This is a genomic window from Gluconobacter sp. Dm-62 (assembly GCF_018256155.1).
Classification (GTDB): Bacteria; Pseudomonadota; Alphaproteobacteria; order Acetobacterales; family Acetobacteraceae; genus Gluconobacter.
Window position 1 is genome coordinate 49563 of the sequence record NZ_JAERLY010000015.1, and the last position, 12938, is coordinate 62500.

The window sequence follows — 12938 nt, forward strand, 5'->3', positions numbered from 1 at the left end:
GTCTGGAAGAACAAGAAAAAGCCTTCCATACGTTCTTTCTGGCATTTTCGAGTGGAAGTCTTTATGCAGCGGCATTCCAGCCGCCGCATCCTGTCGTCGGCGTGACGTTTGCCGAGTGTTCATAAAATATGCCTTTTCCCGATACCCATCCTGCCCTTAAGCGCGCCCTTGAGGCACGTGGCTACGAACAGCTGACTCCTGTTCAGGAAGCAGTTCTGCAGCCGGGGCTGGACGAGCGCGACCTGCTGGTTTCCGCGCAGACGGGGTCGGGCAAGACCGTCGCCTTCGGCCTGGCCATCGCTCCGACCCTGCTCGGAGATGCCGATCGCCTTCCGCCGTCCCCTCAGCCCATGGCGCTCGTGATTGCGCCGACGCGTGAGCTGGCGCTTCAGGTCCAGTCCGAACTCAAGTGGCTCTATGCCGAAACCGGCGCCCGCATCGCGAGCTGCATTGGCGGCACCGATGCCCGCAGTGAAGCCCGCGAACTGAATCGCGGCGTCCATATCGTTGTCGGCACGCCGGGTCGTCTGTGCGATCACCTGTCGCGCGGCTCCCTCGACCTGTCCGCTCTGCGCTGCGTCATTCTTGATGAAGCCGACGAAATGCTGGACATGGGCTTCCGCGACGAGCTCGAAAAGCTGCTCGATGCCGCCCCGACCGAGCGTCGTACGCTGCTGTTCTCCGCGACGATCGCCCGCGAGATCGCATCCCTGGCACGCCGTTACCAGAAGAATGCCGAGCGCATCGATACCGTGTCGGGTGCGAAGCAGCATTCTGACATCACCTATCGCTGCGTCATCACGCAGCCGCAGGAAATCGAGCGTTCGCTCGTCAACGTGCTTCGTTTCTACGAAAGCCCGACGGCGATGGTGTTCTGCAACACCCGTATGATGGTCAATCAGGTTCAGGCAACGCTGCTTGAGCGCGGTTTTGCGTCCGTCGCCATTTCCGGCGAAATGGGCCAGAACGAGCGTAGCCGCGCGATCGAGAGCCTGCGTTCCGGTCAGGCCCGCGTCTGCGTTGCGACGGACGTTGCAGCCCGCGGCATTGACGTGCCGGCGCTGAACCTCGTGATCCATGCCAGCATCCCGACCGCTGCCGAAACCCTGCTGCACCGTTCGGGCCGTACGGGTCGTGCGGGTCGCAAGGGCACCAGCGTCCTGATGGTTCCGCTGAACCAGCGTCGCCGAGCCGAGCGTCTGCTTCAGCTCGCGAAGATCCAGGCCGAGTGGGAAGCCGTTCCGACGGCTGACGCCATTGCCTCGCAGGACAAGACCCGTCTGATGGACGATCCGATCCTGACGAACGCCGTGGACGACATGTCCGATGAGCTGGTCAACCAGCTGGTCGAGAAGTACGACGCCACGAAGCTCGCAGCGGCACTGGTCGGTCTGTATCGTGCACGTCTGCCGAAGGTCGAGCAGATCCGCCCGATGTCCGTCGAGGCTCCGCGCCATACGGAACGTGGCGAGCGTGCCCCGCGTGAAGAGCACGTCATGGCGGGCGAGTGGTTCAAGATGAGCGTTGGTCGCACCGAGCGCGCTGACCCGAAATGGCTGATCCCGCTGATCTGCCGCCTGGGTGGCGTGCAGAAGCGCGAGATCGGCAGCATCCGCATCGATCAGGAACAGACCTACTTCCAGATCGCCGATGAGAGCGTGGCCCGCTTCAAGTCCTGCCTCGCCGGTGCGGAAGCCGACGAAGTGACGATCGAGCCGTCCGAAGCCCCTGCCGGTGGCATGGGTGCCCGTGGTCGCAACCCCGGTGAAGGCAAGCGCTTTGGTGGCGGTGGTCGTCCGGGTGGCGGCGGTGGCTTCAAGGGCGGCCCGCGTGGCGGTGGCGCCGGTGGCGGCTACAAGGGCCGCGGCGGTTCGGGCTTTGGTCGTCCGAAGCCCGCAGGTGGTGACGGCCCGCGCAGTGACGGTTCAAGCCGCAAGCGCCGTTCCTGATCCGTCTTCAGGGAGCTGAGAAGCAAACCCCGCCGGAGCAGGTCTCCGGCGGGGTTTTGTTTTTTCAGGCGTCGGGCAGGAGTGCAGTCAGTTCCCGGACCCGATCGAGAATATCTGCGACCGGGAGCGGAATGGCGGCATCGTCCGTGTGGTTTTCCTGAGCTGCCCCTGTCTGGAAAACATCCGCCCAGTATCTCAGCGCACCCTGTGTCGCCATGGCGGCAAAGCAGGGGTTGATGTGGTGTGACGGAACGAGCTCGTAAACGAGTGTTCCGGGCTGGCACCAGGCGATATTGGCCATGCCTGCCCCCAGCATTCCCATGACCATCCCAGCGTCGCTGAACAGACGGATCTGCTCGCTCAGGGACAGTGTTTCGGGATGCACACGCTCGAAACCGAGTTTTTCCAGAGCATCTGCCAACTCGGCTTCGTTGGGAACATGCCGGTTGGCCGAGCTGCCACGCTCGATATAGAGCAGCCGTCCGGCCGATACCGCCGAGCCTCCAGCCGCCTTACGCAGTCGCGCATAAGCGGCCCGGGAAAGCTCCGAGACCGCAAAATCAGCGCTCCCATTGACGAAACTGATGTAGTCGAGCGCCTCAAAAGCATACTGCCGCCCCTGTTGCAGGCGAATATGTTCGTCGGAGGTCAAGCCGAAAAAATCCAGCGTCTCGAACTGCCAGGGATGCATATGTTCGGGCAGAACAAGGCGCACCGGTCTGCCTGTCAGTGACAGGGCATGCAGCGTCGGGACCGTATGGGCGACCCAGTGGTAATAGTTCGACGCCCAGTGATCGACACAGCTCGCCGTAATCCCCCTGAAGGTGGGGCACCGGATGACATCCGCAGGGCGGATGCGCAAAGCCCGCACGGCTTCCGGGTCCTGAACATAGACAGTTTCAGAGACAGGCTGCCCGGCATGCAGCAGCGTCATCAGGGGCTGATCCAGTACAACATCACGCAGGGCGTAATGCTGGATTGTGATCGCCATGCTCTCCCAGTTCCGGAACGGATTGCGCTCCGGATGGCTCAGGTCAGAGGCGCAGAGCGGGGAAACCGGCTGTACAGGACAGGTTTCGAGAACACTCGTCCTCCGGGCAATCTCAGCCAGACCGGACGATCCGGCGGACGGAGAGAAAAAGTGCCTGAGACGGGAGAGAAGCTGCATGATCAGGATCAGACGGTCTTGGCCGCTCCTTTGAGAAGGGCCTGCTGGGCTTCCTTGAGCGGATCGGACATTTTCTGTTCCGGCTCCTTGAGATGCAGGCTTTCAAGCGTGTCCAGCAGCGCCTCGGCCACCAGTACGCGCGCGAGCCATTTATGGTCCGCCGGGATCACGATCCAGGGGGCGTCCGGCGTTGCCGTTGCGCGGATCGCCTCTTCGTAGGCTGCGGTATAATGCGGCCAGAACTCGCGCTCCTTCAGGTCAGACGGGCTGAACTTCCAGCGCTTTTCCGGATGATCCAGCCGCTTGAGCAGACGCATGCGCTGCTCTTCGGGTGAAATATGCAGGAACAGCTTGAGGACGATGATGTTCTGCCGACGCAGATAGCTTTCGAAATGACGCAGATCACCCAGCCGATGATCCCAGAAATCCGGAAGATCGGGATTGAGCCCGCGCGCACGAACCATGTCCGGATGAACGCGCTCCACCAGAACGTCTTCATAATGGCTGCGGTTGAAAATGCCGATCTCACCCCGTGACGGCACGGCAAGATGAATGCGCCACAAATCATCATGACGCGTCGCGATGCCGACAGGCGCCTTGAACGACGTGACATGCACGCCCTGCGGGTTCAGGCCGGAAAAGGCATGGCGGATCGCACCATCCTTGCCGGCAGTGTCCATGCCCTGAAGCACAACAAGGATGCCATGCGTGGCATATGCCGCCAGCCGCTGCTGCAGGACAGACATCCGGTCCACGCAGTCGCGGATGCGCGTGCGGGACGTGTCTTTCTGGCGACCAAGTTTGTCATTCGTGGCGATGGAGGACAGACGGAAGTTCTTGCCGTCCGTAATGCGAAGTTGGGAAGGAAGCCCGGTCTCACCCGACATGACGGTTCACCGCAAGCCCACCCGATGCCTGACAGACCGGCATCATTTCCAGATAATTGACGTTCACATGCCAGGGCAGACCAATCAGCCAGGAGACTGTTCCCGCGATGTCTTCCGGTGTCAGCGGTGTCGTGTCCTTGTAAACGGCCGCCGCTTTGCTGTCGTCGCCCAGACGCACATTGCTGAATTCGCTGCCACCACACAGGCCAGGCTCGATATTCGTCACGCGGATGCGGGTGCCGAGCAGATCCGTGCGCAGGTTCTGGGTGAACTGATGCACGAAGGCCTTGGTCGCGCCATAGACGTTTCCGCCTGTGTAGGGATAGGTCCCCGCCGTGCTGCCCAGCGCGATGATGTAGCCCGTATTGCGCTGGACCATGCCCGGTAAAAGCGCACGCGTCAGCTCCACCACACCGGACACGTTCGTTGCGATCATCGACTCCCAGTTGTCGGCCTCGGCGTCCTGCGCCGGCTCCATGCCGAGGGCCAGACCCGCATTGTTCACAAGCACGTCGATATCCTGCCATTCTTCAGGCAGGGCGGCGGGCAGGGCACGCAGGGCATTGCGATCGGTCATGTCGAGCGTGAAGGGCAGGACGCTCTCGCCGAGTTCCTCCTTGAGAGCTTCCAGACGCTCCTTGCGGCGCCCGGTTGCGATAACGCGGTGACCTTCACGGACAAGCCGCGTGGCAATGGCATGACCGAAGCCTGCGGTGGCGCCGGTGACGAGAACGGTGAGAGGCATGACAATCTCCAGACGGACAGTCCGCACCCGACCGGTGCGGTTCGTGGGGCGGTTCGGGATACTCAGGTCAATGACATTGGATGTCATTAACACTCCTGAAGGCAAACGCTTGCAATACAGGAAGGGATGCACCCATGTTGGCAGGCATGAAGAAAACACTCGATGGACGGAATGACAACCTGACGGATCCCGCTCTCATGGAGCTCGGCCTGACGGGAAAACTGCTCGTGGCGGCGCCTGCGCTGGCGGAGACGTTCTTTGAACGGACGGTGATCTATCTCTGCGCCCATTCGGAGCAGGACGGCGCGATGGGGCTGATCGTCAACAAGCGCCTGTCCCAGCCCGGGCTGGACGAACTGTTCGGACAACTGGGAATCGAGCCCAACCCTCCCGAACGCCGCATCGGCGTCTGTATGGGAGGCCCGGTCGAGCACTCGCGTGGGTTTGTCCTGCATTCAGCGGACTGGGCAGGCGAGGGCAGTCTGGACGTCGATGGCCACACGTCCCTGACCGCCAGTCTGGATATTTTGCGCGAGATCGCCGCCGGACATGGCCCGAAACAGGCCATGATGGCGCTCGGACATGCCGCCTGGGCGCCAGGGCAGCTCGAACAGGAAATCCAGCGCGACAGCTCGTGGTTCGTGGCGCCTGCCACCGACGAGATCGTGTTTGGTACCGATCATGCAAAAAAATGGCGACAGGCCCTCGTCGCAATCGATTTCGATCCACTTCTTCTTTCGTCGTCGGTCGGGGAAGCCTGAAGCGGCGTTCTGTTCCGAAGATGATCCACCAGACACAGCCCAGAAACAGGAAGGTAGCATGAGCGCATCCCATATCCTCTACATCTATGAACACTGCCCGTTCTGCACCAAGGCGCGGATGATCTTCGGGCTCAGGAACATTCCCTATGAGCAGCGCATCCTGCTCAATGATGATGTCGACGGCCCGGTTCGCATGGTCGGCCGCAAGGTCGTTCCCATCCTTGAAGAAAACGGAACATTCATGCCCGAGAGCATGGATATCGTCACGCATGTCGACGCAATTGGCACGCCGGTCCTGACCGGGAAAACTCATCCTGAAATTGCGGCATGGCTGAAAAAGGTGGGGACGCCGCTCTATCGCCTGTTCCTGCCCCGTGCCGCGGCGGCACCCCTGCCGGAGTTCGCAACAACATCCGCACGCGCCGGGTTCATCCGTCGCAAGGAACCGTCCGTCGGATCGTTCAGTGCCCTGCTGGAAGACAGGACCGACGAACTGACGCAGCTTAACGCGCTGCTGAAGGAACTGGCGCCGCTGATCCGCTCGCCTCAGGCCGTGAATGGCGAACTCTCCACGGACGACATCCATCTCTATGCCCATCTGCACAGCATGTCGCTGATCCGGGGCGTTGTGTATCCGCCCGAAGTCGAGGCCTACCGGCAGGCCATGGCGGCACGGTCCGGCGTGACGCTGTTTGACGCCATCGCCGTCTGAGCGGCCCTCTTGGAAAATCCAGTCCGGACAGTTACGGTTGCGCATTAAATCTGGAGGTTCGGATGCGCGGAACTGTTTGTGGACTTGTTGTCTCCTGTCTGATGGCGGGGAGCGCGCTCGCCGCCCCCGCCATCCATCCGCAGGCTGAAACGCAGGCCCTGTCACTGGCCGAGAAAGCCATCGCCCTGCGTTCGGTCGCAGGCACGGGCAACCAGACCCCCCAGGTCGCGACGCTGTTTCGTGACGCGCTGGTTCAGGGCGGCTTTGCACCTGCTGACATCACCATCACGCCTTATCATGACACCGCCTATCTGATTGCCCGATGGCACGGCACCGACCCGTCCCTGAAGCCACTGGTCATTTCCGGTCATATGGATGTGGTCGAAGCCAAAGCCGCCGACTGGACCCATGACCCGTTCAAACCGCAGATTGTGAACGGCTATCTGCTCGGACGCGGCGCCACGGATATGAAGCTCGACGATACGGTCAGCATTGCGTCTCTTCTGGAGCTCAAACGTGAAGGGTATCGCCCAAGGCGGGATATCATCATCGCGTTTTCGGGCGATGAAGAGACCGACATGAACACCGGACAGGCCATCGCCAAACTTCTTGATACGGCGGATCTGGTGCTGAACGTCGATGGCGCCAACGGTGTTCTGGACGATCGCACCGGAAAACCGATCTATTTCAGTTGGGAAGGCGCGGAGAAATCCTACGCGGATTATCGCCTGACAGTGACCAATCCCGGCGGCCATTCCTCCGAACCGAGAGCCGTGAACGCGATCGACGAACTGGCCGCGGCTCTGCTGCGGATCCAGCAGCACCGGTTCAAACCGGAGCTGAACGAACTCACACACGCCTACTTCGTGAGCGCAGCACAATGGGAAGCGCCCGCCACAGCCGCGGCCATGCGCGCGTTTGCAGCCAATCCGGCCGATGAAAAAGCCATTGCAAGCCTGTCAGCCGATCCCTCCCTGATCGGACGGATGGGAACGACCTGCGTGGTGACCATGATCAACGGCGGCCATGCCCTGAATGCGCTCCCGCAGCGTGCGACGGCCAACATCAACTGCCGGATTTTCCCCGGACACCCGCGCCCGGAAATCGCAAAGGAACTGCAGGAGGCTGCGGCCGATCCTGCCCTGAAGATCGAGGACGTTTCGGCTGGTTCCGTTGAGACCGCAGCCTCGCCCATGCGGCCGGATTTCGTGAAAGCCGTCGAACACGGCATTCACAGTGTCTATCCCGGAATGCCGGTCTTCCCGAGCATGTCGTCAGGCGCGAGCGACAGCATGTGGTACCGCTACAATCATGTGCCCAGCTACGGCATGTCGCCGTTGTTCATCAAACCGTCTGAATCCTTCATGCACGGCCTGAACGAACGTACGCCCGTAGCCTCAATCCGCCCTGCCGTCGATGCGATGATGGTGATGGTGACGGACTTGTCTCACTGAAGTCATAACCCACAAAAAAAGGGGCCCGGATCTTATGATCCGGCCCCCTTTTTCATATTCGCCTGATGCAGGATTATTTCCCGGGCTGAAGCACCGAGCTCAGGAACTGCACCCGCCGCTGGGCCACGCGGGCGCGGATGACGGGGTCAGGCAGCATATGCGTGCCCGGCAGCAGCAGCAGGTCATAGGGCTTGCCGGCATGGAGCAGAGCCTGCGTCAGTTTCATGGTATTTTCGAAATAGACATTGTCGTCCGTGATGCCATGCATCAGCAGCAACGGCCGCTTCAGCGTGTCGGCATAGGTCAGGACATTGCTCTTGCGATAGCCTTCCGCATCGTCCTGCGGCATGCCGAGATAACGCTCGGTATAGGCCGTATCATAATCCGCAAAATCAACAGGCGGCGCACCCGCAACGCCGACCTTGAACACGTCCGGACGGCGGATGGTCGCCATGGCGGTGAAATAGCCGCCAAAAGACCAGCCATGCACGCCGACGCGGGAGAGATCCATTTCATGATGGCGCTTGCCGAGCGCCTGAAGCCCGTCCACCTGATCCTGAAGCGGCGCATCGATCAGATTGCCCTTGATGGCACGCTCGAAATCATGATCGCGACCCGGTGTGCCCCGACCGTCGATCGTGACGACGATATAGCCCTGATTGGCAAGGCACTGATCATCCAGAAAGGCTGTCGGCGTATCACGCACCAGCTTCACGCCCGGCCCGGCATAGACCGACAGCACGACCGGATAGCGCTTTGAGGCACTGAAATTGTCCGGACGAATAATGGCTGCATCCAGCTCACGCGTTCCTGCGGTCGTGAATTCAATATGAACCGGCAGCTTCGGCGGCTGGGCTACGCTGGGAAGCGTTGCAACGACATGCCCGTCCGCATCCCGAACCTGCGTCTGGCGCGTGCCATTCGCACTGGCAAAGGTATCGACCATGGCCGTATGCGTGCCATTCGTGACATGCACATTGTGAATACCGCGCTCCGTCACAAACGGCGTAACGGCCCCGGTCCCGAGGTCGATATGCACGACTTCATTGTCCAGCCGGTTGGCCCGGACAGTGACCGTGATGGTGTTGTGTCCGGCGTCATAGTCGTCGAAGGCGACATAGGACAAACCAGGCGGCGTCAGGACACGCTGAAGTGTTCCATCGGCTGCATGAAGCTCAAGCTGCCAGTCCTTGCCCCGGTCCGCAGCCCAGAGAAAACCTGCATTTTTATCCAGAAACACCGGAAGATTGTGCCCACCGGAGGCCGCGCGCGGGTCCAGCTCGATCCAGGCCGGATCAGACTGGCTCAGAAGCACATGCGTGGCCCCGGTCGCGGGATCGATCGTCAGAAGCTGTTCCTGCGTCTGGGCACGATTGAGCAGCACGACAGCGAGCGGACCGTTCTTCCGCCACACCACACGTCCAAGATACGGCCACGCCTCGTGATCCCATGAGATCCAGCGCACCGGACCGCCCTTGGCATCCACGAGGCCAAAGCGTGTTTTCGCGTTGGTTGTGCCTGCGCGGGGATAACGGAACGAGACCGGCTCGGCCTGCGGGGCTTGAGGATTGGTGATGTAGTGCTTTTCGACGTCGCTGTTATCGGCTTCTTCAAACAGGATGGTCTTGCTGTCAGGAGACCACCAGGCGCCATCGGCCCGCTCCAGTTCCTCGGCTGCGGCAAATTCGGCGAGGCCATGCGTCAACGTCTCACTGCCGCCGGTTGTCAGGCGCGTTTCACGCCCGCTGACCAGATCAACGCTATAAAGATCATTGTCCCGCACGGCGGCAAGGCTCAGACCGTCCGGCGACAGGCGGGGCGCGATCCACTGACCTTCGACCGGCGTAACACGGCCATCATCCGTGGCAATGCGCTCAAGCTGCCCGCCCTGTGAGGCCAGAACCGTGCCCCCGTCCTCACTCATCTGATAATCGGTAATGCCTGACATGATCTGCCGCGCCCGTTCCCGCCGGGCCTTCTCCTCAACCGACAGATTTTCCGGCCCCGAAGCCGGCGCAGCCAGCTCATGAATCGAATGGTCCGGCAGGTCGTAGCGATAAAGGTGCAGATGCGTGTCAAACGGCCCCGAGCGCAGGAACAGGACGGAATGACCATCCGGTGTGACCTCGGCATGGTTCGGCAGCCCGAGCGCGCCATTCCGGGTCTTCGCCAGATCGATCATGCAGGCAGCAGGATCTGCGGCCTGCAGAACGCCAGCGGACAACAACGGAGACAGGACAGCACAGGCCAGAAGGATGCGGCGCAGGGGAAGGCGCAGGGAAGGTGACGGCATTGCTTCTCCAACTAAGGATAACGGCGGACAGGATTTTGATGTCGATCATGGACCGGAGCGTCGTTTGTGAACAGGGTTTCCGCGAAGGATGACGCAGCCGTCTCACGTTTTCGGGAGCAGGGGCGTTTTTACCGGGACCGATCCCGGGCTCGGGTGTTCTGTATCACGGTATGTCTCAGCAAGAAGGAGCCTGATGGATATGCAGTATCGTCAGCTTGGTCGCTCGGGCCTCAAGATTTCAGCACTCAATTTCGGATCGGTCACGTTCGGGGGGCAGGGCAGTTTCGCCGCCACGGGCAAAGTGGATCTCGCCGAAGCCACGCGGATGGTGGACATCTGCGTCGAGCACGGCGTGAACATGTTCGACACGGCGGACGCCTATTCCGGCGGTGAAGCCGAGGAAATCCTCGGCCGCGTTCTTCAGGGCCGTAGTCGCGAACTGCTTGTCACCACAAAAGTGCGTTTTCCGACGGGAAAAGGGCCGAACGAACAGGGCCTGTCGCGTCATCATATCCTCAATGCCTGCGAAGACAGCCTGCGTCGGCTGGGGCGGGATCACATCGATCTTTATTATCTGCATGAATGGGACGGCCTGACGCCGGTTGAAGAGACGCTTGAGGCGCTCCAGACCCTGCGTGATCAGGGCAAGATCCGGTATGCGGGCATTTCCAATTTCGCGGGCTGGCAGGCCATGAAGCTGCTCGGAGCAGCTGAGCGGGACCGTCTGATCGTCCCCGTCAGCCAGCAGCTCTATTATTCCCTTGAAGCCCGCGATGCCGAATATGAGCTTCTGCCGCTCGCCGTGGATCAGGGCCTGGGCGTTCAGGTCTGGAGCCCACTCGCCTGTGGCCTGCTGACCGGGAAATACCGTCGCGGCAAGACAGCCCCGGAAGATTCCCGCCGCATTTCCGGCTGGCCTGAGCCGGAAGTCCGGGATCTGAAAAAGCTCTACGATACGGTCGAGGTTCTGGTGCAGATTGCGGAAGAACACAGCGTCTCCGCCGCCCGCGTGGCGCTGGCCTGGACACTGCACAAGCCGGGCATCACGTCCCTCGTTCTGGGCGCGCGCAAGGAGAGCCAGCTTCTGGACAATCTTGCGGCCGCATCGCTCCGTCTGACACAGGAACAGGTCCGTAGACTTGACGATGTGAGCGCTCCAGACCTGATCTATCCCTACTGGCATCAGAACCGGAACGCCTTTGATCGTCTCTCCAAGGCGGATCTTGTTTTGCAGGGGCCTGCAAAACGTCATCGGGAGGCCCTTGAAACAAAAAAGTGACTGCCTAAATCTTAAGCACAGGCCGCTGCCTTCGGGGGCGGCCAGACACATCAATGCCGCCGTAACGGGGCATACGAGGACTTTTAAAGACTATGGACATTCAGAATTTCACCGAACGCAGCCAGGGCTTTCTTCAGGCCGCACAGACCATTGCGCTTCGGGACTACAACCAGCAGCTGACGCCGGAGCATCTGCTCAAGGCCCTGCTGGACGATGAACAGGGCGCGGCATCCGGCCTGATCCGCGCCGCAGGTGGCGATCCGAAGGTCGTCCAGACCGCCAACGATGCCGCTCTCGCCAAACTACCGAAAGTGCAGGGTGCCGGGGCCGGCCAGCCTCAGATGACACCGGATCTTGCGCGTCTGCTCGACGGTGCGGAATCCGCTGCGAAAGTCGCGGGTGACAGTCATGTCGCTCAGGACCGTCTGCTTGTGGCGATTGCCGCCAGCAATACGGCTGCGGGTAAAGCGCTTGTGGACGGCAAGGCCAGTGCGGCGGCTCTGGAGCGCGCGGTCGCGGAAATCCGCAAAGGGCGCACCGTGACGAGCGCCTCGGCCGAAAACACGTTCGACGCCCTGAAGAAATACGCTCGCGACGTGACGGCGGTGGCGCAGGCTGGCAAGCTCGATCCGGTCATCGGCCGTGACGAGGAAATCCGCCGGACCATTCAGGTTCTGGCGCGTCGCAGCAAGAATAATCCGGTCCTGATCGGTGAGCCGGGTGTGGGTAAGACAGCCATTGTCGAAGGTCTCGCACAGCGGATCGTCAACGGTGACGTGCCTGAAGCCCTGCGCAACAAGAAGCTGATGTCGCTCGACATGGGCGCGCTGATCGCAGGTGCGAAATATCGTGGTGAGTTCGAGGAGCGTCTGAAGGCCGTTCTCAAGGAAATCGAGACGGCTGAAGGCGAGATCATCCTCTTCATCGACGAAATGCACACGCTGGTCGGCGCCGGTCGGTCCGATGGTGCGATGGATGCGTCCAACCTCATCAAGCCGGAACTGGCGCGCGGCACGCTGCATTGCGTGGGTGCGACGACGCTCGACGAATACCGCAAGTATATTGAGAAAGATGCGGCTCTGGCCCGTCGTTTCCAGCCGGTGTTCGTGGGTGAGCCCACCGTGGCCGACACGATTTCGATTCTGCGTGGCATCAAGGAGAAGTACGAGCTGCATCATGGTGTCCGTATTACGGACAACGCCATCGTCGCGGCCGCGACGCTCTCCAACCGCTACATCACGGACCGCTTCCTGCCCGACAAGGCGATTGATCTGATCGACGAGGCCGCCAGCCGTCTGCGGATGCAGATCGACAGCAAGCCTGAAGCGCTGGACGAACTCGACCGCCGCATCATCCAGCTCAAGATCGAGCGTGAAGCCATCCGCAAGGAAGACGACACGGCTTCGAAGGACCGTCTGGTCGCACTGGAAGCAGAACTGGCCGATCTGGAAGAACAGTCCGATGCGATGGGTGCCGAATGGCATGCCGAGAAGGATCGTGTGAATGCGATCCAGAAGCTGAAAGAACAGCTCGATACAGCGCGTTCCGATGTGGAAGTCGCGCAGCGTCAGGGCAATCTCGGGAAAGCGTCTGAACTAATGTACGGCCTGATCCCGAACCTAGAGACCCAGATCGCCAAGGCTCAGGAAGAAGAAGACGCCTCGTCGAAGAGTGGTCTGTTCGCTGATAC

The 12938-nt window shown here is 61.1% G+C and carries 10 protein-coding genes (1 of these 10 only partly in view); 6 read left to right on the top strand and 4 right to left on the bottom strand.

Going from position 1 to position 12938, the window contains the following annotated elements; all coding sequences use genetic code 11:
• Positions 1-128 precede the first annotated feature (128 nt).
• Positions 129-1949 carry a DEAD/DEAH box helicase gene (locus JK202_RS12835; protein ID WP_211561667.1) on the top strand — a complete coding sequence of 607 codons (1821 nt, stop codon included), beginning with the start codon at positions 129-131 and terminating at the stop codon, positions 1947-1949.
• Between the two features lie 64 nt (positions 1950-2013).
• Here JK202_RS12835 and JK202_RS12840 read toward each other — a convergent pair whose 3' ends face one another.
• The 3 genes from JK202_RS12840 to JK202_RS12850 are packed head-to-tail and all read right to left on the bottom strand — an operon-like array spanning position 2014 to position 4749.
• Positions 2014-3117 carry a DUF563 domain-containing protein gene (locus JK202_RS12840; RefSeq protein ID WP_211561669.1) on the bottom strand — a complete coding sequence of 368 codons (1104 nt, stop codon included), beginning with the start codon at positions 3115-3117 and terminating at the stop codon, positions 2014-2016.
• Between the two features lie 8 nt (positions 3118-3125).
• Positions 3126-4004 carry a polyphosphate kinase 2 family protein gene (locus JK202_RS12845; RefSeq protein WP_211561674.1) on the bottom strand — a complete coding sequence of 293 codons (879 nt, stop codon included), beginning with the start codon at positions 4002-4004 and terminating at the stop codon, positions 3126-3128.
• Positions 3994-4749 (bottom strand): SDR family NAD(P)-dependent oxidoreductase, encoded by a 756-nt coding sequence (locus JK202_RS12850; protein WP_211561686.1) that lies wholly within the window; start codon positions 4747-4749, stop codon positions 3994-3996. The genes JK202_RS12845 and JK202_RS12850 overlap by 11 nt, the downstream gene beginning before the upstream one ends.
• A 146-nt stretch (positions 4750-4895) precedes the next feature.
• Between JK202_RS12850 and JK202_RS12855 the strand changes: the two genes are divergently transcribed.
• The 3 genes from JK202_RS12855 to JK202_RS12865 all read left to right on the top strand — a co-directional run bounded on the left by JK202_RS12855 (position 4896) and on the right by JK202_RS12865 (position 7676).
• Positions 4896-5510 carry a YqgE/AlgH family protein gene (locus JK202_RS12855; RefSeq protein ID WP_211561688.1) on the top strand — a complete coding sequence of 205 codons (615 nt, stop codon included), beginning with the start codon at positions 4896-4898 and terminating at the stop codon, positions 5508-5510.
• A 58-nt stretch (positions 5511-5568) separates the two neighbouring features.
• Complete coding sequence (gene grxB / locus JK202_RS12860; protein ID WP_211561675.1) at positions 5569-6222, top strand: glutaredoxin 2; 654 nt, start codon at positions 5569-5571, stop codon at positions 6220-6222.
• A 62-nt stretch (positions 6223-6284) separates the two neighbouring features.
• Complete coding sequence (locus JK202_RS12865; protein ID WP_211561676.1) at positions 6285-7676, top strand: M20/M25/M40 family metallo-hydrolase; 1392 nt, start codon at positions 6285-6287, stop codon at positions 7674-7676.
• Positions 7677-7749: 73 nt separating this feature from the next.
• On the opposite strand, the gene JK202_RS12870 is transcribed toward JK202_RS12865, so the two are convergent.
• Positions 7750-9969 (bottom strand): S9 family peptidase, encoded by a 2220-nt coding sequence (locus tag JK202_RS12870; RefSeq protein WP_211561677.1) that lies wholly within the window; start codon positions 9967-9969, stop codon positions 7750-7752.
• Between the two features lie 199 nt (positions 9970-10168).
• Here JK202_RS12870 and JK202_RS12875 point away from each other — a divergent pair, with 199 nt between their 5' ends.
• Positions 10169-11248, top strand: a complete 1080-nt coding sequence (locus JK202_RS12875) for an aldo/keto reductase (RefSeq protein ID WP_211561690.1) — start codon at positions 10169-10171, stop codon at positions 11246-11248.
• Positions 11249-11340: 92 nt separating this feature from the next.
• Positions 11341-12938, top strand: partial view of an ATP-dependent chaperone ClpB gene (gene clpB, locus JK202_RS12880; protein ID WP_211561679.1) — the 5' portion only. The gene runs 1003 nt beyond the window's last position; 1598 of the gene's 2601 nt are visible here — the first part of the coding sequence; its start codon is at positions 11341-11343; its stop codon lies off the right edge, out of view.